The 25,927-nt window shown below is 64.0% G+C and carries 26 protein-coding genes; 20 read left to right on the top strand and 6 right to left on the bottom strand.

Features of this window, described 5'->3' with window-relative positions:
- Positions 1-214: 214 nt before the first annotated feature.
- The 8 genes from D5261_RS13950 to D5261_RS13915 all read left to right on the top strand — a co-directional run bounded on the left by D5261_RS13950 (position 215) and on the right by D5261_RS13915 (position 10,764).
- The gene (locus tag D5261_RS13950; RefSeq protein ID WP_165864077.1) at positions 215-2,857 is read left to right on the top strand and encodes an endonuclease MutS2; all 2,643 of its coding nucleotides are present in this window, start codon (positions 215-217) and stop codon (positions 2,855-2,857) included.
- 101 nt (positions 2,858-2,958) lie between these two features.
- Positions 2,959-4,080 (top strand): GGDEF domain-containing protein, encoded by a 1,122-nt coding sequence (locus D5261_RS13945; RefSeq protein ID WP_119320708.1) that lies wholly within the window; start codon positions 2,959-2,961, stop codon positions 4,078-4,080.
- Between the two features lie 248 nt (positions 4,081-4,328).
- Positions 4,329-5,723 carry a CHASE2 domain-containing protein gene (locus D5261_RS13940; protein WP_165864078.1) on the top strand — a complete coding sequence of 465 codons (1,395 nt, stop codon included), beginning with the start codon at positions 4,329-4,331 and terminating at the stop codon, positions 5,721-5,723.
- Between the two features lie 181 nt (positions 5,724-5,904).
- The gene (gene steA / locus D5261_RS13935; protein WP_125205903.1) at positions 5,905-7,092 is read left to right on the top strand and encodes a putative cytokinetic ring protein SteA; all 1,188 of its coding nucleotides are present in this window, start codon (positions 5,905-5,907) and stop codon (positions 7,090-7,092) included.
- Positions 7,071-8,039 carry a copper transporter gene (locus D5261_RS13930; RefSeq protein WP_119320711.1) on the top strand — a complete coding sequence of 323 codons (969 nt, stop codon included), beginning with the start codon at positions 7,071-7,073 and terminating at the stop codon, positions 8,037-8,039. The genes steA and D5261_RS13930 overlap by 22 nt, the downstream gene beginning before the upstream one ends.
- Positions 8,036-8,734 carry a glycosyltransferase family 2 protein gene (locus tag D5261_RS13925; RefSeq protein ID WP_119320712.1) on the top strand — a complete coding sequence of 233 codons (699 nt, stop codon included), beginning with the start codon at positions 8,036-8,038 and terminating at the stop codon, positions 8,732-8,734. The genes D5261_RS13930 and D5261_RS13925 overlap by 4 nt, the downstream gene beginning before the upstream one ends.
- A 245-nt stretch (positions 8,735-8,979) precedes the next feature.
- On the top strand, positions 8,980-10,329 hold the full coding sequence (locus tag D5261_RS13920) for an FHA domain-containing protein (RefSeq protein WP_119320713.1): 1,350 nt from the start codon (positions 8,980-8,982) through the stop codon (positions 10,327-10,329).
- Between the two features lie 78 nt (positions 10,330-10,407).
- Entirely contained in the window at positions 10,408-10,764 is a 357-nt protein-coding gene (locus tag D5261_RS13915) for a PRC-barrel domain-containing protein (protein WP_119320714.1), read from the top strand.
- Between the two features lie 58 nt (positions 10,765-10,822).
- Here D5261_RS13915 and D5261_RS13910 read toward each other — a convergent pair whose 3' ends face one another.
- From D5261_RS13910 to D5261_RS13900, 3 genes are all read right to left on the bottom strand, one after another.
- Entirely contained in the window at positions 10,823-11,224 is a 402-nt protein-coding gene (locus D5261_RS13910; RefSeq protein ID WP_119320715.1) for an OsmC family protein, read from the bottom strand.
- Between the two features lie 326 nt (positions 11,225-11,550).
- Entirely contained in the window at positions 11,551-11,952 is a 402-nt protein-coding gene (locus tag D5261_RS13905) for a FixH family protein (RefSeq protein WP_165864079.1), read from the bottom strand.
- A gap of 58 nt (positions 11,953-12,010) precedes the next feature.
- Positions 12,011-12,580: a QcrA and Rieske domain-containing protein gene (locus tag D5261_RS13900; RefSeq protein ID WP_119320717.1), complete on the bottom strand. Its 570-nt coding sequence runs from the start codon at positions 12,578-12,580 to the stop codon at positions 12,011-12,013.
- A gap of 234 nt (positions 12,581-12,814) precedes the next feature.
- Between D5261_RS13900 and efp the strand changes: the two genes are divergently transcribed.
- From efp to D5261_RS13840, 12 genes are all read left to right on the top strand, one after another.
- Positions 12,815-13,369, top strand: coding sequence for an elongation factor P (gene efp, locus D5261_RS13895; RefSeq protein WP_119320718.1), 555 nt, complete (start codon positions 12,815-12,817; stop codon positions 13,367-13,369).
- A 94-nt stretch (positions 13,370-13,463) separates the two neighbouring features.
- Positions 13,464-14,651, top strand: a complete 1,188-nt coding sequence (locus D5261_RS13890; protein ID WP_119320719.1) for a hypothetical protein — start codon at positions 13,464-13,466, stop codon at positions 14,649-14,651.
- A 73-nt stretch (positions 14,652-14,724) separates the two neighbouring features.
- Complete coding sequence (locus D5261_RS13885) at positions 14,725-15,159, top strand: acetyl-CoA carboxylase biotin carboxyl carrier protein (protein ID WP_119320720.1); 435 nt, start codon at positions 14,725-14,727, stop codon at positions 15,157-15,159.
- A 12-nt stretch (positions 15,160-15,171) separates the two neighbouring features.
- A complete protein-coding gene (locus D5261_RS13880) occupies positions 15,172-15,756 on the top strand; it encodes a type II secretion system protein (RefSeq protein ID WP_119320721.1) in 585 nt (194 codons plus the stop codon).
- A 31-nt stretch (positions 15,757-15,787) separates the two neighbouring features.
- Complete coding sequence (accC, locus tag D5261_RS13875) at positions 15,788-17,137, top strand: acetyl-CoA carboxylase biotin carboxylase subunit (RefSeq protein ID WP_119320722.1); 1,350 nt, start codon at positions 15,788-15,790, stop codon at positions 17,135-17,137.
- Positions 17,138-17,146: 9 nt separating this feature from the next.
- Complete coding sequence (locus D5261_RS13870; protein ID WP_119320723.1) at positions 17,147-17,527, top strand: hypothetical protein; 381 nt, start codon at positions 17,147-17,149, stop codon at positions 17,525-17,527.
- Positions 17,524-18,009, top strand: a complete 486-nt coding sequence (nusB, locus tag D5261_RS13865) for a transcription antitermination factor NusB (RefSeq protein ID WP_119320724.1) — start codon at positions 17,524-17,526, stop codon at positions 18,007-18,009. Before D5261_RS13870 ends, nusB begins: the two co-directional genes overlap by 4 nt.
- 1 nt (position 18,010) lies before the next feature.
- On the top strand, positions 18,011-18,478 hold the full coding sequence (locus tag D5261_RS13860; protein WP_119320725.1) for a GNAT family N-acetyltransferase: 468 nt from the start codon (positions 18,011-18,013) through the stop codon (positions 18,476-18,478).
- A 13-nt stretch (positions 18,479-18,491) separates the two neighbouring features.
- A complete protein-coding gene (dcd, locus tag D5261_RS13855; RefSeq protein WP_119320726.1) occupies positions 18,492-19,076 on the top strand; it encodes a dCTP deaminase in 585 nt (194 codons plus the stop codon).
- Positions 19,073-20,308 (top strand): sialate O-acetylesterase, encoded by a 1,236-nt coding sequence (locus D5261_RS13850; RefSeq protein WP_119320727.1) that lies wholly within the window; start codon positions 19,073-19,075, stop codon positions 20,306-20,308. Before dcd ends, D5261_RS13850 begins: the two co-directional genes overlap by 4 nt.
- Positions 20,305-21,186, top strand: coding sequence for a bifunctional methylenetetrahydrofolate dehydrogenase/methenyltetrahydrofolate cyclohydrolase FolD (folD, locus tag D5261_RS13845; RefSeq protein WP_119320728.1), 882 nt, complete (start codon positions 20,305-20,307; stop codon positions 21,184-21,186). The genes D5261_RS13850 and folD overlap by 4 nt, the downstream gene beginning before the upstream one ends.
- On the top strand, positions 21,183-22,076 hold the full coding sequence (locus D5261_RS13840; RefSeq protein ID WP_119320729.1) for a polyprenyl synthetase family protein: 894 nt from the start codon (positions 21,183-21,185) through the stop codon (positions 22,074-22,076). The genes folD and D5261_RS13840 overlap by 4 nt, the downstream gene beginning before the upstream one ends.
- Positions 22,077-22,367: 291 nt before the next feature.
- Here D5261_RS13840 and D5261_RS13835 read toward each other — a convergent pair whose 3' ends face one another.
- The 3 genes from D5261_RS13835 to D5261_RS13825 are packed head-to-tail and all read right to left on the bottom strand — an operon-like array spanning position 22,368 to position 25,896.
- Positions 22,368-23,321: an FHA domain-containing protein gene (locus D5261_RS13835; RefSeq protein WP_165864080.1), complete on the bottom strand. Its 954-nt coding sequence runs from the start codon at positions 23,319-23,321 to the stop codon at positions 22,368-22,370.
- A gap of 20 nt (positions 23,322-23,341) precedes the next feature.
- Positions 23,342-24,955, bottom strand: a complete 1,614-nt coding sequence (locus tag D5261_RS13830) for an NAD(P)H-hydrate dehydratase (protein WP_119320731.1) — start codon at positions 24,953-24,955, stop codon at positions 23,342-23,344.
- Complete coding sequence (locus D5261_RS13825; RefSeq protein ID WP_165864081.1) at positions 24,952-25,896, bottom strand: aldo/keto reductase; 945 nt, start codon at positions 25,894-25,896, stop codon at positions 24,952-24,954. Before D5261_RS13825 ends, D5261_RS13830 begins: the two co-directional genes overlap by 4 nt.
- Positions 25,897-25,927 lie beyond the last annotated feature (31 nt).

The raw sequence follows: 25,927 nt of genomic DNA, 5'->3' as shown, positions 1-25,927 counted from the left end.
TAAACGTCATAAAACGCAGGAATGTTCCTGGGAGGCCCTCACCCCCCGGCCCCCTCTCCCAATTTTGGGAGAGGGGGAGTCAGAGGAAGTGAATTCCCACACCTTTGGGCGAGGGCGGCCTTCTTTAGCATGGATGCCTTGTCAGACGACAAAACTCATGAAAGGTTGCGCGAATTCTTCGCGCGCTTCCCATTCGGGTACACTGAAAGCAGTTATGGACAATCATGCATTACGCGTTTTGGAATTTGACGCGATCCGCCATCAATTGATGGATCTCACGGCCTGCTCGCTGGGGCGGGAGCTCGCGGAGGCGATGGAGCCTTCGGATTACCTCCTCCAGGTCAAGGCTCGCCTGGATGAGACCACCGAATGCCGGCAGATGATCGAGATCAAGGGGAACCTGCCTCTGGGCGGGATCACGGATATTCGCCCCCATCTGCGGCAGGCGGAGATCGGCTCGTCGCTCGATGCGCGCGGGCTGCTCGATATCTATTCGACGGCGGCAGGCGGGCGCATTCTCAAAGCGTTCCTGCAAAAGATCGCGCCGGACTATCCTATCATGGCGGCGCTCGCCACGAACCTGGGCCAGTTTCCATCTTTGGAATCCGAGATCGTCTCCAGCGTCGGCCCCAACGGCTTGATCCTGGATTCGGCGTCGCCGGACCTTGCCCGCATTCGCAGCCGCCGCAAAGTGGCGAACCAGCGGATGCTGGAGCGGCTGAACGCGATCGTCAACGGCCCCATGCGCTCGATGCTCCAGGATCCGGTGATCGTGCAGCGCGGCGACCGCTACTGCGTCCCCGTCAAGGCCGAGCACCGGGGCGCCTTCGGCGGCATCGTCCACGACACCTCGGCGTCCGGCGCCACGCTGTTCATGGAGCCGCAGTCCGTCGTGGACTACGGCAATGAGCTCAAGGAGCTGGACATCAAGGAGACGCAGGAGATCGCCAAGATTTTGGCGCGTTTGACGGAAAGCGTCCGGCGCGTCTCGGCGCCGCTGATGGTAAGCGTCGGCATCCTCGCGCAGATCGACTTTATCTCCGCCCGCGCCAAGCTCGGCATGGAGCATAACGCGACGGCGCCCGATCTCAACACGAACGGTTATACGCGGCTCGTCTCCGCGCGGCATCCCTTGATCGACCCGGCGATCGTCGTTCCGATCGACATCGAGCTCGGCGGCGATCAGAACCAGCTCCTGCTGATCACCGGTCCGAATACCGGAGGCAAGACCGTCAGTTTGAAGACGATGGGCCTGCTGACCCTGATGGCGCAGTGCGGTCTGCATGTTCCGGCGGCGCACGCCGAGATGAACCTCTTCTATCAGATCTACGCGGACATCGGCGACGAACAAAGCCTCCAGCAATCCCTTTCCACGTTTTCGGGCCACATCTCCAATATCGTTCGCATCTTGAAGACGCTGAGAAAAAACGCGCTCGTGCTGCTCGATGAAGTCGGCGCGGGGACGGATCCCGGCGAAGGCGCGTCGCTGGCGCGCGCGATTCTGGACCATCTGCGCGCGGCGGGAGCGCGAGTCATCGCGACGACGCACTACGGAGAGTTAAAGAGCTACGCCTTCGTGACTCCCGGCGTTCAGAACGCGAGCGTCGAGTTCGATGAAGCCACCCTCAGCCCGACCTATCGGCTGCTCCAGGGCGTGCCGGGATCGTCCAACGCCTTCGCCATCGCCGGACGGCTGGGAATGCCGGAAAGCGTCCTGACCGAAGCGCGCCAGGAGCTCACTGGGACGGACAGCACCGCCGATCTGTTCCGTGAGCTGGAGGAGGGACGCCGCCAGGCCGTCGCCGAAGGCCGCGAGGCGGAGCGGGCGCGGATCGAGGCGCAGATGCTGCGCCGCCGCTATCAAGAAGAACTCGCCAATCTGGAAAGCCTGCGGCGCGATGCGCGCCTGAAGGCGGCCGAGGAGGCGCGCGCGCTGATCAAACGCGCGCAGGACAAGGTCGACAATATCATCGGCCAGCTGCGCCACGCCAACGCCGAAGGAAAACAGACCGAGCGGGCGCGCCAGGCCATCCGAAATATCGCAGACGATCTCCAGAGCGCCATCGAGCGGCAGACCGAAGAACAGATGATGACGGTTGTGGAGATCGTCCCGAACCGCCTGCTGCGGCGCGGCGATAAAGTCCGCATTCCCTCCCTGGGCATGACGGGCGAAGTGCTGGAGGACGAGCGCGCGGGCGAGCCCAACACGCATCTTCCCGTACAGGTCGGCGCGATGCGCGTCAGCGTCCCCGCCGCCACCCTGCGCCTGATCGGCGAGCCGGACGAGCTTCCCGTCGTCACGATCGAAAAGCAAGTCCCGCTTCCGCCTTCCCTCGCGGCCGCCGCGCAGGGGGCTCCGGCGGATCCGCCGCGTGAATCCGCCCAGCGCCCCGCGCGCGGCGGCCAGCCGGAGCGCAATGGAAAACCCGAGCGCCCCGCGCGTGAACGCGGCCCCCGGCCCGAGCGCGCCCCGAAATCCGAGCGCGCGCCCCGGCCCGAACGCAGCGTCGGCGCCCGCCACACCGCCGTCGCGCCTCCCGACCGCCCCAAACTGCTCGACATCCACGCCGAAGACCAGCAAAACATCGCCATGCAGAAGACCATGGGGATCACCTCGCAGATCTCCCTGCTCGGCCAGCGCGCCGACGAAGCCGTGCGCAACGTCGAAAAGTATCTGGACGACGCCTACGCCGCCGGCCTCACCCACGCCCGCGTCGTCCACGGCAAAGGCACCGGCGCGCTCCGCCGCGCCGTGCAGGACTACCTCAAGGGCCACCCGCTGGTCTCCGAGTACGCCACCGCTGACGCCGATGAAGGCGGCGCGGGCGCGACGCTGGTGAAGCTCCGGGAAACCTGAAGCGCGCCCCCGCAAATACGCGGGAATAGAGATCTTGTGCTCCACGACCGATAATTCAAACCAGACCAAGCAAGCGCTTCGGTCCAGGGAGTATTATCGTCGTGGGAATTTCCGCATCTAAAGCGCCTGTCGCCAAAAGCCGCATCGCGCGCCGTCTGACTCGCTTATTTATGGGCATTATTTTGATGACCATGCTGGCGGGCAACGCTATTCTTGGTAATCTCGCCCGGACTTTATGGATGCACGGAGCGAGTGATCTCTCCGCATCCTTCGCTCACTCCTCCGTCGCGAGTTCCAAACTCCCCCAGGCGCAAAGCGATCGGGCCGCAGCTCTCTCCCCCAAGCCGGATGACGCCGAGGCGCAGGGCCGCCATATGCGAAAGGCGCTCGATGAGACATGCCGTCAGATCGACAAGAAGATGGGGCAGGCGACAATCATTGTCACCCTCGGCTGCTGCGTCGTCGGCTATTTGATGGCGCTCGCCACGGCCGGCCGCATCACACGGCCGCTGATGCTCCTGAGCCGGGCGGCGAATGAGATCGCGGACGGCCGCTTTGGAAAGAGGGTCTCCGAAAACGCGCCGGACGAAATCGGCGACCTCGCGGTCACCTTCAACCGGATGACGCAGGCGCTGGAGCACAGCCGGGAGGATCTGGAGCAGGCTTACGCCCGAATGGAGCTGCTCGCGACTCAAGACGGTTTGACCGGGCTGGCGAACCGGCGAACGTTTCAGGAGCGTCTGGCGAAAGAATGGGAGCGCGCCGCCGCCGAGGATCTCACCTTCTCGCTGATCCTGCTGGATGTGGATAAGTTCAAGACCTATAACGACACCTACGGGCACCTGGCCGGCGACGCGGTGCTGCAATCCGTCGGCGCGCTTCTTCAGCAGGCGGCGCGCGACACGGATCTCGTGGCGCGCTACGGCGGCGAAGAGTTTGTCGTGATTTTGACGGGCGCCGAAGCGGCGGAAGCCTGCCGCGCGGCGGAGCGGTTCCGCGCCGCAATCGAGGGGCACGCCTGGCCGGAGCGTCCCGTGACCATCAGTCTGGGCGTCGCCAGCCTGACGTCCGCCATCACCGACGGCGCCCACCTGATCGCCGCGGCCGACGAAGCTCTGTACAAAGCCAAGTCGCTGGGCCGCAATCGCGTCGTTCACGGCCAGATCGAAGTCGGCTTGATCGCCGGATCGACGGACGTGAAAGACATCTCCAAGGCGGCCTGAGGCTTGCGCCTCAGGCCGCCTCCCTCCCATCCACTCCTCTCAAGGGTAGATTTTCTGTATTTCTTATCGTCAGCGTCGTGCTATCGGGTGGCATGCCGGTGAAATAGGCCGAACAAAAACCTACTTCAATGAACCCCCTCCGATCAGATCTATCCTACCTATCACAAACGCAGGACGGCGCGTTTAAGCAAGGAGGCGCGCCGGGAACAACGAATTAACTTATGTCTCAGGTTAAGGATGACAAGACAATGATAATTCAAAAAATCGGCCCGGAGCGCCTGCTCTCGTACCGCGCGATTGTCTTTATCGCCGCGGTTCTCTTCGCGATCGCGCTCGGCGTGCTCGCGGTCCACTCCCCGCGCGCGATCCCGGAAGCGAAGGCGGAGGATGCGCTCGCGCGACTGGCGCCGCGCGCGGCCCGCGCGGATGTGGCGATCGTGGCGATGGATGACGCTTCCGTCGCCAAGTACGGCCCCATCAAATCCTGGCCGCGCTCTTTGCTGGCGCAGGGCCTGTCCAAAATCGAGGACGGCGGCGCGAAAGTCGCGGTCCTCGATCTGGCGCTGGATAAGCGCACGCAGACCGGCGACTCGGACCTGTGGCGCACGATGGCAAACCACAAAAACGTCGTTCTAGGGATGTCCTACGACGCGACGCGCGACCAGACGTATACGCCGGACGATATCCGATCGCTCGTCTTCCTGGAGAAGTACGCGATCGCCGACAAGCTGACGCTCGACAAGCGCAATCAAGTCTTCCAATACCCGCTGTTTGAGCCGCCGGTCTCGGATTTCACCGGATCGTCCGCCGGCGTCGGCGTCTTCGTCCGCGAAACGGAGCCGGATGACACGCTGCGCAGCGCCCGCTTGTTTTATCGCAGCACCGTCACCTACCCGCCCGCGTCCGCGCCAATTCGCGGCAAATTCCCGACGTCGAATCTCGCGGACGGCGCGCCGGTGGCGCTGCCGAACCTTGCCCTCGTGACCGCGCTGCGCGTTTACGATCTGGACAAAGATTTCGTTCAAGTCGTCTCGGGCGACACGGTCCACTTCAACGCCAAGCTCGATCCTCCGGTCGATGCGCCGATCGACAATCAGGGCCGCATGCTGATCCGTTATTACGGCGCGCCCGGCCACTACATCACTTATTCGTTTGCCGACGTTGTCTCTGGCAAGGTCAAGCCCGACGTCTTTAAGAACAAAGTCGTTTTCCTGGGCGCGACGGCGGCGGGCGATGCGGCGACGGATGCGCGCACGACTCCGTTCCCCGGCCAGATGCCGCGCGTGGAGGTGACGGCGAACGCCGTCTCCACCTTTATGGACCGCTCGTTCTACAGCCGCTACGAAGGCCGCATCGTACCGATCCTGCTTGTCCTTGGCGTCGTGGCGGGCCTGTCGCTGATGCTTGTCAGCGGCGTGCGCTCCACCATGATCGCCATTGTTCTGCTGCTCGCATGGTTCGCCCTGTCGTACGCGCTCTACGCATTCGGCCACGTCATGCTGCCGATCCTGCCCGGCGTCGCGGCCATTCTCGCCGCCTACCTGATCTCAATGCTCCTGTTCCTGGGACCCATGCGCCCCGTCGCCCTGGAAGCCTCCCCGATGTACGTTCCGCCCCCGGCGGACAAAGTGCATACGGTGTAGATATAGGTTTCCCCCAGTCCCAGACGCCCCCGGCCCTCACAGGGCCGGGGGCGTCTTTGTCTCAGGACATTCCCATCTCCACTCCAAAGGCGAGGGCGTCTTGCGCGTCTGTATCGCGGCGTGTGCTATACTATAAAATTATTCGTCTGCGTGAAAGAGCCGCATCAGGGAGTTTGGAAATTTGGCGACTACCCGGCCACAGCCTTCGACGAGCCTGGAGCATACCGTGCTGGGCTCGGCGCGCGTGGACAAACGCACCAAAAACCTGACCGCGCGGCTAAGGCCGGGCGATGTGGCGGTGATCGACCATTCGGACCTGGACGCGCTGGCGGCGCGCTCGCTGGCGGACGCGCGCGTGGCGGCGGTGATCAATGCGCGGCCGTTCATCAGCGGCAAGTATCCCAACCGTGGCCCCGGCGTGCTGGCGGACGCCGGTATCCCCATGTATGAGCTGTCCGACGCGGAGGCGTTTGCGCGCATCCGGGAGGGCTCGGCGCTGGCGCTGGATTCCGAGAGCATTCTCTATCAAGGCGACTCTGCGGTCGGCCCGGTGAAGCTCTGGGACGATTCCGCGATCTTAACGGCTACACAGGACGCGCGGGCCAATCTCGGCGCGGAACTGGAGAAGTTCGCGCGCAACACCCTGCAATATCTCGACGCCGACAAAGACCTGCTGCTCGATCCGACCAATGTTCCCATGCTGCGGGGGACCAAGATGGCCGGACGGCATGTGCTGGTGGTCGTTCGCGGCGCGCACTATAAAGAAGACCTGGCGCTGCTGCGCGCCTATCTGACCGAGGTTCGCCCTGTTGTCATCGCCGTGGACGGCGCCGCCGACGCGCTGCTCGCCATCGGCTGCACGCCCGAGATCATTTTGGGCGATATGGACAGCGTCTCGGACGAAGCGCTGGAGTGCGGCGCCCAGCTGATCGTCCACGCCTACGCGCGGCGCGGCGGCGAAGCGCCCGGCATGGCGCGTATTCGCGAGCTTGGCCTGGAAGCCGACACGTTTCCCGTTCCCGGCACGAGCGAGGACGCGGCGATGCTGCTGGCGTACGAGCACAACGCGGACCTGATCGTCGCCGTCGGCACGCATTCAAACCTGGAAGACTTTCTCGACAAGGGCCGCGCGGGGATGGCGAGCACCTTTCTCGTCCGGCTCAAGATCGGAACGCGTCTGGTGGACGCCCGGGGCGTCTTCAAGCTTTACCGGCCCAAGCCGCCCTTCAGCGCCTTTGTCGCCGTGATTCTCTCGGCTATGTTTCCGTTCGTCGTTCTGCTCGCGAAGTCGCCGATCTGGCGCAACATCACGGAGATGTTCCACATCTGGTGGCAGCTCCATTTCGGATGGCGATTCCACAGCCACTGACCCTCACTATGCTTGATGTCCGCTACCATATTGTCTACCTTTGCGCCGTCTTTCTCATGCTGGGCTTCGGCATTTTGATCGGCGAGCACGTTACCCTGCCGGTGCAGGTCATCCAGCAGGCCAAGAGCCTGGCGGCGCTGCAAGTCCAGGTGGACGGCGCCGTTCAGGAGGGCCGGGATGCCAAAAGCCAGCTCGTGCAGGTGGAGCGCGCCCTGAACTCATTGCGCCCCAAGCTGACCCACGGCAAGCTCACGGGCCGTCGCGTCGTGGTCGTCCAGTGCGGCGACTACCCGCAGGCCACCGCGTCCGCCGCCGCCGCCCTTCAGCTTTCGGGCGCCAATGTCGCGGCGACCGTCGTGATCGAGGACAAGATGGACGCGCTGACGAGTTCGCAGATCACCACCCTGCTTGGCACCCTCCCCGCGGACTCCTACCCCGCGCCGGCGGAGACGCCCGACGCCGGCGCCAACAGCGCCGATAACGGCCCCATTTTGGCGGCGATCGCCTCCATCCTGCGCAGCGGCTCCACGAGCAAGCCGAGCCTCGGTCAGGCGCTGCAAATCCTTCAAACGCAGGGGCTCCTGACGGTCGACGGCGACGTGGCCGCGCCCTGCGCCTCGTTCGTCTTCGTCGGCGGCCGCAAGATCGATTGGCCGGACGACAGCGCCAATCCCATCGACGGTAATCTGATCCAGCGCCTCGAAGATTCTTCCACGCCGACCGCCCCCGTCACGATTGTCGGCTGCGAGCCGTTCGACGTCGGCGTCTCCTCGATCAAGACTTACCAGAAATATGGACTGACGACCATCGACTGCGTCGACCGCTCGCTGGGCCAGCTCGATCTGCCGTATACGCTGCGCACGGACGCCGGCGACCGCGCCGATTACGGCCTCAAACCTACGGCGACGCGCCAGCTTCCCCCGGTCCTGGAGGATCAATCGTCGTGAGCGAACCCGATCTTCATGTCTGTGCGCTTATTCCGGCGTATAATGAACAAGAGCGCATTGCAAAGACCGTCGCCGCCCTGCGCTTCCGCCGCGAGATCCACACCATCGTCGTGGTCGACGACGGTTCGTCCGACCACACGGTGAGCGCCGCCAAAGCCGCCGGCGCGGACATCGTCTTGCAGCAAAAGAACCAGGGCAAAGGCGCGGCCCTGACCGCGGCGTACAGCGCCGCGAAAGAAATCGGCCAGATTTTCCTGCTTTTGGACGCCGACCTGGGCGCCTCGGCGACGGAAGCCGTCAAGCTGCTCCCGCCCCTGCTTCGCGGCGAGGCCGACATGGCGATCGGGCTGCTCCCGCCCGATCCCGCCTTCGCCGCGACCGGCCAGAGCGGCGGGCGCGGTTTCGTGGTGCGCCTCGCCAACTGGGGGATCCAGCGCCGGACCGGCCAGACGTTTCGGCAGCCGCTCTCCGGCCAGCGCGCCGTACGGCGCGAAGTGTTAGAGGCCGTGGATGGCAAATTCGCAAACGGCTTCGGCGTGGAAGTGGCGCTGACGATCGCCGCGATCAAAGCCGGTTTCAAAGTCGTCGAAGTCGAAACGGAGTTCCGGCATCACGTCACCGGCGGCGAGTGGTCGGACATCGTGCACCGGGGAAAGCAATTCCGAGACGTGGCGCGGACCATCGCGGGGTCGTAAAACCTATCGTTATTTGAGAGGCCTTCCGCCATCACCCCGTGTGGAAGATGGCCCCCCGGCCCCACTGTTCATTGGGATCGTTTTTTTGTTCGGCCAATTTCACCGGGTGGCATGCCGGCGATATGAAATACAGAAAACCTAGCCCAATAAGCAGTGGGGGCTGGAGGGCGTCTTCCACGCGGGTTCGGAGACAGTGAATCACGCCAGCACTAATCGAATCGATCGCCTAACCCACAAACACCACTATGTCACTGCAGACCAAGGCGCTTTTGCTGATGATCGCCGGAGTCGCGTCCGGCGCGCTTACCTGGATTCTGACCGAAGTCCTGCGCAGCCCCACGGACACCGGTGTGGTTCCGCATGCGCCGTGGCAGGCGGCGATGCTCAGTGTGCTGATCGGGTTCTCGGCGGGCATTGTGGAAGCGATGGTTAGCGATAATCCCGCGCAGCGGCGCAAGGCGCTGGGTTCGGGGGCGCTGCTGGGGTTCGCCGCCGGCTGCGGAGTGAGCATCTTCGGCCTCTTTGTCCCCGACAGCGGATTTTGGCCGGGATCGGTTACCGGGGGCTTACTGCTCATCGCCACGCTGACGGGCGCGACGCAGGGATTGGCGCGGCGGAGCGCTCCGCTGGCGCTCCAGGGTTCGATCGGCGCGATTGTCGGCGCCGCGATGGGGGAAGTCGCGCTCCAGGCGGCCACGGCGTTTGACGGCGGCCCATGGTCGGCGACCTTCAGCCGGCTTGTGGCGCTGTCCGCCGCCGCCGGTCTGATCGGCCTGGGTTCCGGACTCGCTCCCGATCTGCGCAAGAAGGCATGGCTGCGGTCGCTGCGCGCGCCGCATCCAGGCAACGAATATCCTCTCGCCAGCATCGTCACCCGCATCGGCAGCGGCTCCGAATGCGAGATCTTCGCCGGCGGCGTCGCGTCGGTGCACGCCGTCATCGAATACCTGCCCCAGGAGCAGCGGCGTCGACTGCGGCATATGGCGCGCACCGGACAGAAGGCGACCCTGCTCAACGAATCGCCCATGACGTCCGAAAAGTGGCTCACCCATGGGGATCGGATCCAGGTCGGCGACCGGATCTTTGTCTTTCTCGAACCCGCCACGCAGTCGATGGCTCTGCCGCCGGCTCCGCCGCGTCCTGCCGAACCGGAGCCCAGCGCCAGCCGGCCGGAACCGATAGCGCAGGCCCCATTCTCCCTGCCGGAAGAGCTGCTGGTCACGGCGATGGATATGGATTCACCCGCGATGCAGGCGGCGCGCCTGGCGCACTCTGGAGGCGGGGAGCCTCGTAGCCGCGGCGCCATCGGCTCACGCCTCGTGTGCATCTCCGGCGCTTACATCGGGCACAGCTTCCCGGTGCAGCACGATCCCGTCACGATCGGCCGCGCCTCCGCAAACGAGATCGCGCTGCCGGCCGACACGCACATCTCCCGGGTCCATGCGCGGATCGAATACACGGACGCGCGCCATATCCTCTCCGATATCGGCGCCTCCAACGGCGTCCACGTCAACGACGCGCTTGTCGTCGCTCCCACCCCGCTCAGCGCCGGAGACGTCATCTGTCTTGGCGAAACCCTCCTGCGCTACGAATAAGCCTACCCGCCGACGTTTATCGCGCTTATCCACCGGGAATAGTCACTATGAGTGACACAATTTTCGGAGGGACATACGATGACACAGACGCAGACTTTCAACGAACAGCAGCGCACAGGCGCGCCGGCCATTCTGGAGCTTCTGAGCGAACTGGAAAAGCGTGATCAGGACAGCAAGGGCGCTATCCAGGCTGGATCCACCGCAGGAACCGGCTTCGCCGATCCGCGCGGCTTCACGGTCGTCAATCCCACCGGCCACGATGTCGGCAAGGTGGACGATCTCTACGTCGACCCGCACACCCGCCAGCCGTTCTACGCGCTGCTGGCGCTCGGCAACCATCCCCTCGGCATCGGCGACCGCCGCGTGCTGGTGTCGTATGACGACATCACCAGCGACAGCGACAAGAAGGCCCGGGTGAAGGTCGCGGGACTGTAAAGTTTGAATCGAGACGCCCCCCGACCTTTACAGGGCTTCGGGGGGCATCCGGGCCGTCTTACTCGTATCGATACTCAATTGGCGCGTCGATATCGGGATGCAGACTGGCGTGGACCGGGCACAAATGCCCGACGCGCTCCAGCGTCGGCCGGAAGTCTTCGGGAATGCTAGCCGGCAGAACGACCGACACCGGCAGGCCCCCAATGCGGCGGGGGCTCGCGTTCATGATCTTAGTGACATGCGCCGTCGCGCCGGTGATGTCTAGGTCGTGACGCTCGGCGAACATCGCGATCGTGGTCAGAATGCAGGCCGCGAGCCCGGAGGCGACCAAGTCGGTCGGGCTGAAGGCGGAGGCGTCGCCGCCGATATCCTTGGGCGCATCCGTATTCAGGGTCGGCCCTTCTTGATGGGTCAGCGAGCACTTCTTATTTCCGTCGTAACGGGCGTCGATCTCTACCACTTACTTCTCCTTGTTTTTGTTTCTCTCTTGAACTTCAGGGCCTTTGGCTGGTCTTTACCCTCAGCCTTCGCGTACTCCCTTGGCAAACCCACCTCGGCCCTGCGGGCCACCCCTCCCGCGACGGGAAGGGTTCGTAGGATTGCCTCTGACGAAAGCCCCGCGCGATAACACACTCTGAAATCACCCTTCCCGTCGGCGGGAGGGGTCGGCCGAAGGCCGGGGGTGGGTTTGCCCGGGAGGGATCGGTCGAAGGCCGAGGTAGATCACCCGGGTGGCGTGAAACGCCAAGTGGGTTTGCCACACGAAGGCCGGGCGCGGGTTTGCACCTAACTCCAAGCTTCAATAGGAAAGGCCACATCGACCGCCGGCTTTTGCGGGCGTTCGATATGCACCTTGATTTCGTATTTTGTCGCGACCGGCAGGGTCAGCGGGATTTCGTAGCGGCCATTGCCCTGTGAGCGGCCGCTGGCGGAGGAGCCGGGCATTTTGGGGCTGACCATGGCGGCGGAGCCGGTGATGTTCGCGTCGCCGACGGGCGCGCCGCTGGCGGCGTCGGTGACGGTCAGGATAATCGTGTCCAGGCCGCTGTGGGGCGGCGCGGGATTGGTGGAGAACTCGACATGGAGATCGCCGGAGGTTTGCTCGGCGCGCGCGACATCGGCGGGCGGCTTGGAGCAGCCCGCCAGGAGGGCGGCGCACGCGAGCGTGAGGACGAAGATGGAACGCATGGGAACTCCCAGAAAAATCAGCGCCCGGCGGGCGCTCCCTCCGGGCCGAACAAAGTGATTACGAGACGACGAGATTGCCGTTTTCAACGTGGGCCGGAACGGCCTCCAGCGGGGACGGCGGCGGCCCGGAGACATTTTTCCCGTCGCGGCTGAATTTGCCGTAGTGACAGGGGCAGATATAAACGTTGTCCTTCGCGCTCCAGTCGACGGTGCAGCCCTTGTGCGTGCACAGCGCGGACAGAACGCGGAACTGATCGCCGCCCAGATTCTCGACGAGATAGGGCTGCGGGTTGTCCGTTCCGATCAAGACGAGCTTTGGCGGATCCCCCGCCTTGAACGAGGCGGCCGCCCCGAGGGACTTCGCGGGGCCGGCGGGCGCGGCCGGTCCGGCTCCCGGCGCCGCGGCGCCCTGGGGCGAAGGCGGGGCGGCGGCGATTTTGTCCGCGCCTTCGGGGAACAGGACTTTTGTCCAGCCGGCCCAGACGGCGGCGACCGCGAGCACCGTGCCCGCTCCGCCCTTGATGAGCTGGCGGCGCAGGCGATCCGACGGAGTGCTGACGCCCTGGGGGCCGTCGGCGGGATAGGTGACCGGGGCAGTCCCGGAATGTTTTGTTGTCTCTTCAGGCATGGCTCCCCATTCGCGATTTTCGTCCGAAACTCCTGCTTCACGCGCGTTATGTCACGTTCGCCCAAATCACCGTAAAGGATTCTGCAACAAATTCCGAATTCCCGCGTCAAACGGAATGTAGGGATGACGAGAATTTGTAAAGCGGCCTCGTGACGGGGTCTCGCCTTGCGCTGGAGGGGCAAATTATGTTATAATTGAGGGAAATTTAACGCCAGGAGCAACTCCTTTTTACTTATGGATACCAGCGATTTCCGGAACGGAATCTCGATCATTATGGATAACGACATCTATACGATCGTGGATTTTCAGCATGTTAAGCCAGGTAAGGGCGGCGCGTTCGTCCGCTCTTCGATCAAGAACCTGAAGACCGGCCGCACCATCGACAAGACGTGGCGGGCAGGCGAGCGCATGGAGCAAGCGATCCTTGAGCGCAAGACCATGCAGTACCTTTACAACGACGGGACCGACTACTGGGTCATGGACCCGGAAACTTTTGAGCAGGTCGCCGTCGCCAAGGAACAGATCGAAGGCGTCAAATACCTGAAGGAAAACATGGATCTGTCCGTCATAGTCCATAACGAGAAGATGATCGGGATCGAAGTCCCGAACTTCGTCGAGCTGGAAGTGACGGAAACCGCAGGCAGTGAAAAAGGCGATACCGCTTCGGGCGGAGGCAAGCCGGCGACCGTGGAAACCGGCGCCGTCGTCACCGTGCCGTTTTTCGTCAAACAGGGCGATCGCATCAAAATCGACACCCGCAACGACCAGTATCTCGAGCGCGTCAAGTAACATTGCCGAAGCTGGGTATCGAGTCGCTGCGCGTGTGGGATCAGCGCGCCCAAACCCCGTGTTGTATCGACCGCATTAATAAGAGCGTACTTTCATGCCCACGACATTCGACATCTCGGAAGGACCAAATCCTTCCCCGCAGCAGCCCCAGTTCGGCTCCTCGTCCGGAGGCGGCCGAGGCACCGGGACTCAGCTTGACGATATTGCGCGAACGATCTTCTATATCGCCCTGGCGGCCAGCGTGCTCTTCCTGGGATACCTCTTCTGGGGTCTCTTTGGAGGCGCATGGGCCAACCCGGCGTTCGGACAGCTCGTTCACGCCGACAAAGCGCGCCAGCTTGGAAACATCGACCTGATCTTTGGGATGCTGCGCATCTCTACATGTGTGGCGGTGCTAAGCGTCCTGATCATGTGTCTTCGCGACGAAATGATCGGGTATATCCTGGTCGCGGTCGGCGCGGTCTTCTATCTGGGGCTGCCGTTCGCCACATCGCAGATCTACGACGCGCGGGGACTGAGCGCGAGCAACGCGACGCGCTCCGCGCTGACTTATCTGCAAAGCCTCTGGATGATCTTCGTGATCCCCGGCTCCGGCTGGGTGGCGGCGGACCTCGTTCGCCGCTTCAAGGCGCTGTCCGAGAACACCGCCGTCCAGCGCGCCAACCTGAAGTACGGGTCCGACGTCGCCCGGCAGTCAAGCAAGCAGCGCCAGCGCTTCCTGGGCCGGTGCTGGGAAACAGCCTTCTGCCGCGATCATGTGCGGGAGAAGTGCCCGATCTACATCAAGCGGCGCGGCCCCTGCTGGTGGTACAAAGAGGGATGCATGTGCGAAGAGCATATCGTCCTTCAGGCCGTCATCAGCAGCGACTGGAAACAGAAGACCAAGGCGGTGGATAATAGCCTGAGCCTGGGCGCCGGCGCCGCCGGAATGCCGAAGACGATCCTGTCGCCGGCCGCCAAGCGCGATCGGTGCCGCAAGTGCATCATCTACAACGAGCACCAGCGCGACAAGTACAAGGCGCTGACGGCGGTGACGGTGCTCGCCGTCCCGGCGCTGCTCTATCTGAACTTGCCGCTGATGGAAGGCTGGGTGGGCGCGATCCTGAAGGTTGTCGACGGCGCCACATCGCGCTTCGCGCTGAGCGCGGGGAACCATGGATCGACGCTTAGCTCGACGGCGACCTCGGGATTGGTCTCCTTCCTGATCGTCTGTCTCGGCCTGGTGATTCTCTCGCAGGCGCTGAAGCTGGTGGAGTATTGCTGCTTCAAGCTGAAGATCTAAATTGAATCTGAAGATCTCACGCGGCGCGCCTCCTCGAAACGAGGCGCGCCGGAAAGTTTGCTAAAATTTGCTTATGACCCTGGAAAGTATCGAAGAGATCGTCGCTCTGCTGGAGGAGCATCCGGTCGCCGAGATTGAGATCGAGGAAGAGGGCCGCCGGATCCTGGTGCGCAAAGCGTCCGTGACCCGCCCGGCTCCCGTTCCCGCCATCGTCGAGGAGACACAAACGACGCCGCAGGCGGAAGCCGCCGAGGCGTCCGAGACGGCGCCCGCGGAGCCCGCCCCCAGCATTCTTTTGACGGCGCCGATGGTCGGGATCTTCCACCATCACGATCCGCCGATCCGTTACGGCGCGATCATCCAGACGGGCCAGCTCGTCGGATACATCGAATCGCTCAAGCTGATGAATGAAGTCACGGCGGATATCGGCGGACGCGTGACGGAAGTCCTTGAGGATAACACCGCCGTCGGATACGGCCAGCCGCTGTTCCGTATCGAGCCTGTCTAGGAGATTTTCGTCATGGCGATGCGACGTTCGGCGGCGCGGCAGCGCGGCCAGTGGTCCCTTGTCGGTATGCTCGCGGCGCTTGCGATCCTGATGATCCTTGCGGCGACGATCGTTCCCCAGATGGCGGCGGAGCACTCCAAGCCCGGCGAGGCCGCCACCCCGCGCGAGCGCGCCTATGGCTCGGCCTGCTCCGAATACGCCTCGCAGATGAACCAGGCCGTCCAGATGTACAAAGCCGACCACGACGACCGTTCGCCGCGCTCCGTGACGCAGCTCAAAAAATATGGCGTGACCGACGACATGATCTACGCGCAGGGCTGCTCGTATCAGATCGACCCGGACACGGGAACCGTGACCGATGTCGGCGGCGGACGCGCGAACAACGCCCCGCCCCCGTCGGCCCAGCCGCAGCTGCCGCAAGGGTTCCATCCCGATGGAATCGGCCTTCCGCCCCCAGGGTCGACGCCCGCGCCATATTACGCCCCGAATCCCGCCCCGGCCGCCGCGCCGCCCACGAACGGCGCTCCCGCCGCCGGGACCGTACTGCCCGGCGGAATCCGGATGCCGAATATCCCGACGGCCGGCGGCGGCATGTAGAAAGGGCCGCTCCGAGCCGCCTTCCCAAATTATGTTCAAAAAAATACTGATTGCCAACCGCGGCGATATCGCCGTTCGCGTCATCCGCGCCGCACGCGAGATGAAGATCGCCACTGTCGCGGTTTACTCCGAAGCGGATGTCGATGCGCTCCATGTCCAGCTCGCCGATGAGCGTGTCTGTATCGGCCCGCCCGACAGCAAGGGCTCTTATCTCAACGCCGCGAATATCTTAAGCGCCGCCCTGATCACCGGATGCGACGCGATCCATCCCGGCATCGGATTTCTGGCTGAGGATGCGTCGTTCGCCGAGAAGTGCGCCCAGATCGGCCTCAAATATATCGGGCCGCCGGTCAAGTCCATCGAGATGATGGGCGACAAGATCCAGGCGCGCATGACGATGGAGAAGGCCGGCGTTCCGATCGTCCCCGGCACGAACATCGCCCTGCGCGATCCGGCCGAAGCGGCGAAGATCGCCGCCAAGATCGGCTTCCCGGTCATGATCAAGGCCGCCGCCGGCGGCGGCGGGCGCGGGATCCGTGTCGTTCGCGAAGAAGCGGACTTCCCGAAGACGCTCAAAACCGCGCAGATGGAAGCCGAGACCAGCTTCGGCAATCCCGACGTCTATATCGAAAAGTATATCGAGACGTTCCGGCATATCGAAGTGCAGATCCTCGCCGACGAGCATGGCAATGTCGTGCATTTGGGCGAGCGGGACTGCTCGCTCCAAACGCAGCGCTATCAGAAGATGGTGGAGGAGGCGCCCGCCCCCAACCTGCCGGCGCCGGCCCGCAAGCGCATCTGCGACGCCGCCGTGCGCGCCGCCAAGGCGGCGGGTTACGCGAGCGCCGGCACCATCGAATTCATCGTCGCTCCCGATCACACGTTTTACTTCATGGAGATGAACACGCGTCTCCAGATCGAGCACCCGATCACGGAAACCGTCACGGGGATCGACCTGGTGAAGTGGCAGATCCGGGTCGCGTCCGGCGAAAAACTCGCCTTCTCCCAGCGCCAGATCGAATGGACGGGACACGCCATTGAAGTGCGTTTGACGGCGCGTGACCCCTTGCGCGACTTCGCGCCGAGCGCGGGCAAGATCGCCACCGTTCGCCTGCCGGGCGGCCTGGGCGTTCGCATCGACACGCAGATCTTTTCGGGGTACGAAGTGCCGCCGTATTACGATTCGATGCTCGCCAAGATCATCGTCTGGGACACCGACCGCGCCGGCGCCATCGCGCGCATGCAGCGGTGCCTGGACGAAGTCGAGATCGTCGGCGTCAAAACGGACTTAGAATATCACAAGAAGATCTTCGCCAGCGAAGCGTTCCAAAAGGGCGACCTGACGACGAAGTTCCTGGCGACCCACGTGGATGCGAGCTAGCAACACTTCATGAAACGCCGCAAGCGTCATCGTATCCCCTTCTGGAAAACAGCGCTCGCCCTGCGGGCGCTGCTCTGCGCGGGGCTCATCGGCTGCGTGTTCGGCTTCGCGCATAACTCGGCGATCGCCGTATACCGGCAGGCGAACCTGCCGCCGGGCGCCGAACATCCGTGGGATTTTTACGCCAACGGTTTTCTTTGCGTCGGCCTGCTGTCGCTAGCCGGGATCTATCTGACGCGCACCGAGGAAGCGCCCGCGCGGCGCCTCAGCGGGCGCGTCCCGACCGCGAAAGCGTGGCGCGCGCTGCGGCCGGAGCTGGTTTTACGCTTTCCCATTCCCAAAATGGCGAAACGAACCCGCGCCCGTTCGGGGTACAATAAAGCGAAATGACACCAGATTCTCACATTCCGAACACCGCGGGCAAGAATACGCGCCGAGACGCGCGCGAGCTGGCCCTGCGTATGCTCTACCAAATCGAAATCGGCCACCAGCCCCCGTCGGAAGTGATCGACGCGGCGCTGGAGCAGTCCCAGCTCGACGATAAGAACAGCACGTTTGCCCAGGAGCTCGTGCGCGGAGTCCTGGAGCATCAAAGCTCCATCGACGCCCGCCTTACCGTCCTCGCCTCCGACTGGGCGCTGGATCGTCAGGCCGCCGTGGACCGCAATATCCTTCGCCTCGCTTCGTTTGAGATGATCTACCGTCCGGATTCGCCGGTCGCGGCGGTCGTCAACGAAGCCGTGGAGCTCGCCAAGAAGTACAGCACCGCCGAATCGGGCCGCTTCGTCAACGGCGTGCTGGGCGCGCTGGCGCGCGAGCCGCGCGGCGACGGCGAGGTTTCTTCCGACAGCAGTGAGCAGGACCTTGCATGATATGCCGTACTTCGAACTCCGGCCGTTCGACCTAGCCGAAGCGGAGACGGTCGCGCATTGGGTGACGACGCCGGACGAATTTTGGAAACTGACCGGCGCTCAGGGCTTCCCCCTCACGGCCGATCAAGTGGCCGCGTGGATCTACGAAACGAACTTCGCCTTTACCCTGCGCCGTGACGGAGACATCGTCGCCTATGGCGATATCATCGAGGACGATGTGGAAGGCGATGTCGAGATCCAGCATGTGATCGTCGCCCCGGACATGCGCCGCGCGGGCGTCGCCTCCGTACTGATGAGCAAGCTTTGCGCCTTTCTCACGGAGTATCACAAATACCCGGATGTCTGGACGCGCGTCGGCCGCGACAATGAAGCCGCGATCCAATGCGCCCTCGGCGCCGGGTTTCAGCCGGACCAAACACTTTCCGGAGAGCGCTATCTCTGGATGAAAAAATCCCTGTACGCCGAATAAGACGAGACGCCCCATGATCCTCTCCGACCGCAGCATCAAAGAAGGCGTCGCCGCCGGACGCATCACCATCACGCCCTACGATGAAAGCCTCGTCCAGCCGGCGTCGATCGATATCCGTCTCGACCACCGATTTCGCGTCTTCCGCAACTACAAATACTCCGCCATCGATCCCAAAGCCGCGCAGGATGGGCTCACCGAAATGGTGACCGCCGAAGAGGGCTCCCCCTTCGTCATCCATCCCGGCGAGTTTATTCTGGCGAGCACTCTGGAAAGCATCGCGCTCGGCGATGACCTCGTCGCGCGCCTGGAAGGCAAAAGCTCGCTCGGGCGGCTGGGCCTGGTGGTGCACGCGACGGCGGGCTATATCGATCCGGGCTTTGAGGGCCACATCACGCTGGAGCTCTCGAATGTCGCCAACTTGCCGATCCTGCTTTATCCGGGAATGAAGGTGGGACAGATCTCGTTCTTCGCGATGAGCACCCCCGCCGACCGCCCCTACGGACACCCGGATCTGGGCAGCAAGTACAAAGGCCAGAGCGTTCCCACCGCAAGCCGAATGCACATGAACTTCCCCGACGGAGAGGAAACACACGGATGACGCTTCAAAGCTTCCAAGTATTGCAGCGCGCCGCGAACGGCGCCGCGCAGATCACGCAGGATAACGGAACCATCGTCGAGATCACCACCGGCGGCCCGTATGAGATCGGCGACGCGACCGATGTCCTTGTCGGCGATATCTGGGTGCTGGCCGGGCAGAGCAACATGGAAGGCTGCGGCCGCCAGGTCGATATGGAGACAAGCTCGCCCCTCGTGCGGTCCCTCCAGAGCCGGGAAGTTTGGGCCGTCGCCGAAGAGCCGCTGCACTGGCTCGATGAATCCCCCCGCCCCGTTCACCGCAAAATCAACGGCATGCCTCCGCCTCCGGAAGTTCCCGATCCTCGGAACAGCCGCGATTACGGCGCGGGTCTGGGCCTGACCTTCGCCAAGCTGATTCAGGCGCGGACCGGCGTTCCCGTCGGCCTGATCCCAAGCGCGCATGGCGGAACGTCGATGGACCAGTGGAACCCCGCGCGCGCCGCAACCGAAGGCGACCATTCGCTGTACGGCGCCACCCTTTCGCGCATCCGCGAGAGCGGCGGTAAGGTCGCGGGCATCCTCTGGTATCAGGGGGAAAGCGACGCCAGCCCTGAGGACGCTCCCAAATACGCCGATCGGATGATCCATCTCATCCAATCGTTCCGAACCGATCTCGGCCAGCCCGATCTGCCGTTCTATCTGGTGCAGCTGGGGACGTTCGTTACCCCGGGAGACGCCGATCAGCATCATAGCTGGAGCGCGATCCGCGAAGCCCAACGCCTTCTGCCGCAAGCCCTGCCCTATGTCGGCGTGGTGAGCGCCATCGATCTCGATCTGGACGACGGCATTCACATCAGCACAGCCGGTCTCAAGCGCCTCGGCAAGCGGCTCGCCAATGTCGTCAGCGGCTTCCCCTCCCCCGAACTGGGCGAGATCAAAGTCGCGCGGCCCGCTGTCGGCAATTACACCATTGTGCGCGTCTCGTTCCAGAATGTGCGCGGCGGCCTGCGCGCCGAAGGACGTCCCTACGGCTTCAGCCTGCGCGACGCCGCCGGGAACGATATCCACCAGATCTTCAAGACCACGCTCGAAGGCGATACGGCGATCCTGCATGTGGGATGCGAGGTCCTGCCGGCGGGACTGAGCCTCTGGTATGGATATGGCCTGGATTCTTACTGCAACATCACCGACGCCGAGGACGCCGCCATACCGGCCTTCGGCCCGATCTCAATTTCAACGGATTCATCACTATGACAGCTATTCTCTTGGACGGTAACGCGACTTCAAAGGCGATTCGCGCGGAGATCGCGCGGGATACGGCGCGCCTGACCGCCGCGACCGGCGTCGTTCCCAAACTCGCCGCGATCCTGGCCGGCGACGATCCCGCGTCGGCGACGTACGTACAGATGAAGGCCCGCGCCTCGGCCAAGGCCGGCATCGAGTCCGTGACCTATCCGATTACCAACGACGCGCCGGAATCCGAAGTCCGCCACCGCCTCGCGCAGCTCAATGCCGACCCGACCGTGCACGGCATCCTGATCCAGCACCCGCTGCCCAAGCATATGGATGAGCCGAGCATCCTCTCGGACCTGAGCGCCGAGAAGGACGTGGACGGCATCGCGCCGATCTCGCTGGGCCGCCTGGTCGCCGGTCTGGATTCATTTCATTCCTGTACGCCCGAAGGCATGATCGAGCTTTTGAAGCGCTATAATCTGCCGATCGCCGGCAAGCACGCCGTGGTCGTCGGCCGCAGCGTCATTCTCGGCAAGCCGCTCGCCCTGCTGCTGCTCGCCGAGAACGCCACGGTCACGATCTGCCACTCGCGCACGCCGAACCTCGCCGAGATCACCCGCCAGGCCGATATCCTCTGCGCCGCCGTCGGCCGTCCCGAGCTGATCAAAGGCGATATGATCAAACCCGGCGCCGTGGTGCTGGACGCCGGCTATAACAAAGTCGAAGGCCGCGCAAAAGACGTCGGCGATGTCGAGTTTGAAAGCGCTTTGCAGGTCGCGTCGGCGATTACCCCGGTTCCCGGCGGCGTCGGCCCGATGACCATCGCCATGCTTCTGCGCAATACGCTGACCGCAGCCGCCCGCGCTGCGGGCTTCTCGCTAGAACCGGAGACGGTGTGAGTTTCGACCTGCCGGCCTACCTCAGCGAGCGCCGTGTCATCGTCGACGCGGCGCTCGACAAATACCTGCCCACGGCGGATCAGGAGCCGGACAATCTCCACGCCTCGATCCGCTACTCCATCTTCTGCGGCGGCAAGCGCCTCCGCCCCATTCTGGCCCTCGCCGCCGCCGACGCCGTGGGCTGCGATTTCTCGCATGTGACTCCGCTCGCCTGCGCGCTGGAGTGCATCCACACCTTTTCGCTGATCCACGACGACCTGCCCGCCATCGATGACGACGCCCTGAGGCGCGGCGCTCCAACCAACCATGTCGTCTATGGCGAAGCGATGGCGATCCTGGCCGGCGACGCCCTCCTGGCCTTCGCCTTCGAGCTGATCGCCGAATGCCGCGCGTTCTGCCCCGCCGACCGGGTCCTCGAAGCGCTCGTCATGGTCGCGCAGGCGTCAGGCACGCGCGGAATGGTGGGGGGACAGGTGTCGGACATCGAGTGCGAAGGCCGGACCGATGTCGACGAGAAGACCGTGGCGTCGATCCACGAGCGCAAGACCGGCGCTCTGCTCATCGCCTCGCTCGTCGCCGGCGCCCGCCTTTGCGGCGCGTCCGGCGCCCAGGAGAACGCCCTGCGCCGCTACGGCGAAAAGATCGGCCTGGCCTTTCAGATCACGGATGACATTCTGGATTTAGAAGGGGACGCGGAGAAGCTGGGCAAACCGCTCGGCAGTGATCTCAAGCAGGACAAAGCGACCTACCCCAAGATCCTGGGCATTGAAGAGTCCCGCACGCTGGCGAACCGAGCCGCCGAAGACGCAATCGCCGCGCTGTCGATCTTCGACGAAAAAGCCGATCCCCTGCGAGCGCTGGCGCGGTATATGGTGGAGCGGGATAACTGAGGAAAGCCTAAATCCCTATTCCCCCAACTCGCTTAAGCTCGTTCTCCCCTTTTTCCCAGCAAGCCGCTTCGCGGGGGAAAAGGGGTGCTTGTCATTATTGGCCTTGCTCGCTCGACAAGTAGCAATGAAGAAAGTGAAAAACTTGTGGCGTTCACAAACAATCTCTTCACGGCAGCGAAACGAGTGAATGGAACTTAATGAGTGGCTCCCCTTTTCCCCTGCGAAGCAGCTTGTTGGGAAAAAGGGGAGAACGAGCTTAAGCGAGTTGGGGGAATAGGGATTTAGGCTTCCCTACTCCTCGTACCGAAAGAAACTATCCCCGATCTTGATCTCATCGCCCTGGTGAAGCACCGCCTTCTCCACGCGCATTCCATTCACAAACACCCCGTTAGCGCTCGCTTCATCGATCAGCATGATATTGCCGCTTTGCTCGTGCTCGATCCGCGCATGATGGCGCGAGACTTTGGTTTCGGCCAGCACGATCTCATTGTCGCCGTCGCGTCCGATGGAGACCGTGGGGGTGGAAAGCACGAACCGCGCTCCGGCGGCCAGGCCATCGGTGCCGACAAGCTGCGGGACGTGGATGCGGCTTCGATGGCGCGATCGACGCGCAGCGCTCTTCGTCACGCGGTAACGCTGGCGTCCATTGCTTCTCGCGGCGATATCGCGATCGCCTGGCTCCGGCCCTGCCGGCTCCCACATCGGCGCGGAGGAGCTGGCGTACTGGAACTCGGGCTGCGAACGGCGCATCAGTTTTTGGATGATCCAGGCGCAGATCCCGGCGAGCGTCGCCCCGATTAAGAAAGTGGCCAGCGGCGTCGTCCACTCGTCTCCCTCTTTCACGGCCGCCGGCGCGGCGTCCTCCGCGTCGGGATCGACGGTGCTGACGGTTTCGGCGTGCCCCAGAAGCACGTTGTTGTTCGGCCGGGAGGACGGCAGCGCGGCGGCGGCGGCGCCAGGCTGTCCAATCAGCTGAAAGTCACTCACCAGCAACGCCACCGGCGAAGCGGATCCATCGGGATTGATACGCAGGCGGGACGCCGCCATACGGCCCGTGGCGCCATCCAGCACATACAGCGTCTGCCCGTCCACCGTACGGATCCGCACCGCGATCGTTTCGTGGCCTCGGACGTTGAAGGGCACCGTCGAGATCCCGCCCTTTTCCGAGGTAACCCAAGCGGTAAAGAGACCGTTGTCCGGCAGGGTCACCACCACTTGCTGCGCGTGCGCGGGTGCGCTCGACACAACAGCGAGGATGCAGAGTATTAAGAGCCGGAGATTATTCCATCGCTTTCTAATTGGCATTTTCCTATCGCTTTCGGCAAATAATCCACAATATCTTTGGCGATCAGGCCCGCCGCGCCTCCCAAACTCAGGACCGCCAAATCTCCCGCAAGACCGTGCGCGTACGCGCCGGCCGCCGCCGCGTCGCCAGCGGCGAGCTTTTGCCCGAGCAGCGTCGCAATCACTCCCGTCAAGACGTCCCCCGCCCCGCCGGTCGCCATGCCGGGGTTGCTGGTCGTATTGATCGTCAAACGCCCGTCCGGCGTCGCAATCAGCGTGCGCGAGCCCTTCAGCAGCACGGCGCAGCCGTATGTCTCGGCGGCGTGGCGGACATGCTCCAAACGGCGCTCCTGAACCTGCGCGGTCTCGATTCCCAGCAGCCGCCCCATCTCGCCCGGGTGCGGCGTCAATACAGTCGCCGCCTTGCGGCCGCGCACAAGGGACGCCCCGCGATCCGGCTCGAGCGATAGCACGTTGAGCGCGTCGGCGTCAATCACCAGCGGGACCGGGCAGCGCGCCACAAACTCCCGAACAAACTTCTGAAGATCCTCATCCTTGACGCCGCCCAGTCCCGGCCCGATGGCGGCGGCGGTTCCCTTCTCCGCCAGGGCAAGCGCGTCATCCAGCGCCCGCGAGGAAAACGTCTGCTTGGGCGTCTGCGGAAGGCCGGCGGTCATCACGACGGGATTCGCCACGCTCATCGCCGCCGTCAAAAGCCCCTCCGGCACGGCCAGGGTCACCAGGCCGGACCCCATGCGCGCCGCCGATTCCGCGCTGAGCGCGGCGGCGCCGATCAATCCGGCGGATCCGGCGAAGACGGTCACGTGGCCAAATTTGCCTTTATTGCTATCGCGTCCATTGATTCGCGCCGGGATCCACTGGGCCACATCGGCGGCGCTCGTCGCGCGCGCCCGCACGCCCTCCAGCAGCGCCGGCGGCGTTCCGATCTCCCCCACAATCACTTCGCCGGCCAGCTCCGCGGCGGGGAACAGCAGCAGGCCGATCTTGGGCAGCGCGAACGTCACCGTGATCGCGGCGCGCACGGCGGGGCCATTCACATTCCCCGTGTCGGCCTCGGCTCCCGAGGGAATATCGACCGCGACGACATACGCTCCCGCGCTCCCGGCGGCGTTGATCGCTTCGACCGCCGAAGCGCCGCCGCCTTCCAGCGCACCGCGAAATCCCGTACCCAGCAGGGCGTCGATAACGATATCCGACGACGCCAGCGATTGGCCCAATTCAACGGATACTCCGTCCGCGATCCAGTGGATCGTCAGGCCGAACTTCTCCGCCATCTCCAGGTTCGCGGCGGCGTCGGGAGAAAGCGCGCCCGGGTCGGGCGCGATCATCCAGACGGTGACGCGCGCGTGGAAGCGAACGGCGAGATGACGGGCGATCGCGAGACCATCTCCGCCATTATTCCCTTTCCCGCACACAATCGCGACACGCGCGCCGCGCAGCGTGGGACGGCGCTGCGCCAGTGTTTCCACCACGCGCGTCGCGGCGTTCTCCATCAGGATCAAACTGGGAACGCCGAATTCCTCGATCGTACGCCGATCGATCTCACGCATCTCCTGGGATGTTGCGACATTCATTCGGAAAACACCTCTAAGACCTGCCTTCGCTCGGCCTCCGTGATTGACGGAGCGCTTACCGCCGCGATATTCTCCTCCACCTGCGCGGGGGTTTTGGCGCCGACGACCACGCTGGCGACGGCGGGGTCGTCCAGCACGAACCGAAGCGCCGCCTGCGCCGGCGTCCGGCCGGCTCCGTCCGACAAAAAGCGAAGACGGTCCGCCGTCTCCGCCATCGCTCTCACATACTCCGGCGGCAGCAACGCCCGAATGTCCCCTTCCGGAAACACCGCATTCGCGCCGTGCGCGCCGGCGAGAAAGCCGTTCGCGAGCGGCTCGCGCGCCAGAACGGCGACCTTCTTGCGCCGCGCGAGCGGCAGCAAATCCGTCGTGGCGCCCTGATAAAACAAACTGTACGCGACCTCGATCGCCGCCACGGGCGCGTCGTTCTCCAGAAGCCAGACGCCGTCCTGCGGCTCTGCCACGGACACTCCATACTGCGCGATCTTGCCGCCGCGCTGGAGCGCCTCCAGCGTCTGCCAGACGCGCATCCGCTCCAGCTCCTCGACCGGCGGATTCATCAGAAGAAACAGATCCAGCGTCTCGCGACGCAGACGCATCAGGCTTTGCTGCACGGCGTGGGCGATAGCCAAAGGAGTCCAGTCCTGTTCCAGCGTATCGTCCCGGCGGTAAAAATTGACGCCGCCCTTGGTCACCACGATCGGCTGCGTTCCCGCCCAGTCCCGCAGCACCTCGCCGATCAGCGCTTCGCTATGCCCATGTCCGTAGATATCGGCGGTGTCGATCAGGTTGACGCCCAGCTCCAGCGCCCGCCGCAGCGCGGCTTTGGAAACCTCGTCATCCGTCGCTCCGTAACTGTTGCCAAAACCATCCCCGCCGATGGCCCAGCCGCCAAAACCGATCTCCGAAACCTTCCAGCCCGTCCGGCCAAACTTTCTCATTCGCATCGTTTGATATTACCGCATCCGAAAC

It is taken from the genome of Capsulimonas corticalis (assembly GCF_003574315.2).
Lineage (GTDB): Bacteria > Armatimonadota > Armatimonadia > Armatimonadales > Capsulimonadaceae > Capsulimonas > Capsulimonas corticalis.
The sequence above is the reverse complement of the archived record's forward strand: the minus strand, read 5'-3'. Positions and strand labels throughout refer to the sequence as shown.

Coding starts and splice junctions, on each gene's coding strand:
- D5261_RS13950 (WP_165864077.1), top strand. CDS start 215: ATGGACAATCATGCATTACGCGTTTTGGAATTTGACGCGATCCGCCAT.
- D5261_RS13940 (WP_165864078.1), top strand. CDS start 4,329: ATGATAATTCAAAAAATCGGCCCGGAGCGCCTGCTCTCGTACCGCGCG.
- D5261_RS13930 (WP_119320711.1), top strand. CDS start 7,071: ATGGCGATTCCACAGCCACTGACCCTCACTATGCTTGATGTCCGCTAC.
- D5261_RS13920 (WP_119320713.1), top strand. CDS start 8,980: ATGTCACTGCAGACCAAGGCGCTTTTGCTGATGATCGCCGGAGTCGCG.
- D5261_RS13915 (WP_119320714.1), top strand. CDS start 10,408: ATGACACAGACGCAGACTTTCAACGAACAGCAGCGCACAGGCGCGCCG.
- D5261_RS13905 (WP_165864079.1), bottom strand. CDS start 11,952: ATGCGTTCCATCTTCGTCCTCACGCTCGCGTGCGCCGCCCTCCTGGCG.
- D5261_RS13900 (WP_119320717.1), bottom strand. CDS start 12,580: ATGCCTGAAGAGACAACAAAACATTCCGGGACTGCCCCGGTCACCTAT.
- efp (WP_119320718.1), top strand. CDS start 12,815: ATGGATACCAGCGATTTCCGGAACGGAATCTCGATCATTATGGATAAC.
- D5261_RS13890 (WP_119320719.1), top strand. CDS start 13,464: ATGCCCACGACATTCGACATCTCGGAAGGACCAAATCCTTCCCCGCAG.
- D5261_RS13885 (WP_119320720.1), top strand. CDS start 14,725: ATGACCCTGGAAAGTATCGAAGAGATCGTCGCTCTGCTGGAGGAGCAT.
- D5261_RS13880 (WP_119320721.1), top strand. CDS start 15,172: ATGGCGATGCGACGTTCGGCGGCGCGGCAGCGCGGCCAGTGGTCCCTT.
- accC (WP_119320722.1), top strand. CDS start 15,788: ATGTTCAAAAAAATACTGATTGCCAACCGCGGCGATATCGCCGTTCGC.
- D5261_RS13870 (WP_119320723.1), top strand. CDS start 17,147: ATGAAACGCCGCAAGCGTCATCGTATCCCCTTCTGGAAAACAGCGCTC.
- nusB (WP_119320724.1), top strand. CDS start 17,524: ATGACACCAGATTCTCACATTCCGAACACCGCGGGCAAGAATACGCGC.
- D5261_RS13860 (WP_119320725.1), top strand. CDS start 18,011: ATGCCGTACTTCGAACTCCGGCCGTTCGACCTAGCCGAAGCGGAGACG.
- dcd (WP_119320726.1), top strand. CDS start 18,492: ATGATCCTCTCCGACCGCAGCATCAAAGAAGGCGTCGCCGCCGGACGC.
- D5261_RS13850 (WP_119320727.1), top strand. CDS start 19,073: ATGACGCTTCAAAGCTTCCAAGTATTGCAGCGCGCCGCGAACGGCGCC.
- folD (WP_119320728.1), top strand. CDS start 20,305: ATGACAGCTATTCTCTTGGACGGTAACGCGACTTCAAAGGCGATTCGC.
- D5261_RS13830 (WP_119320731.1), bottom strand. CDS start 24,955: ATGAATGTCGCAACATCCCAGGAGATGCGTGAGATCGATCGGCGTACG.
- D5261_RS13825 (WP_165864081.1), bottom strand. CDS start 25,896: ATGAGAAAGTTTGGCCGGACGGGCTGGAAGGTTTCGGAGATCGGTTTT.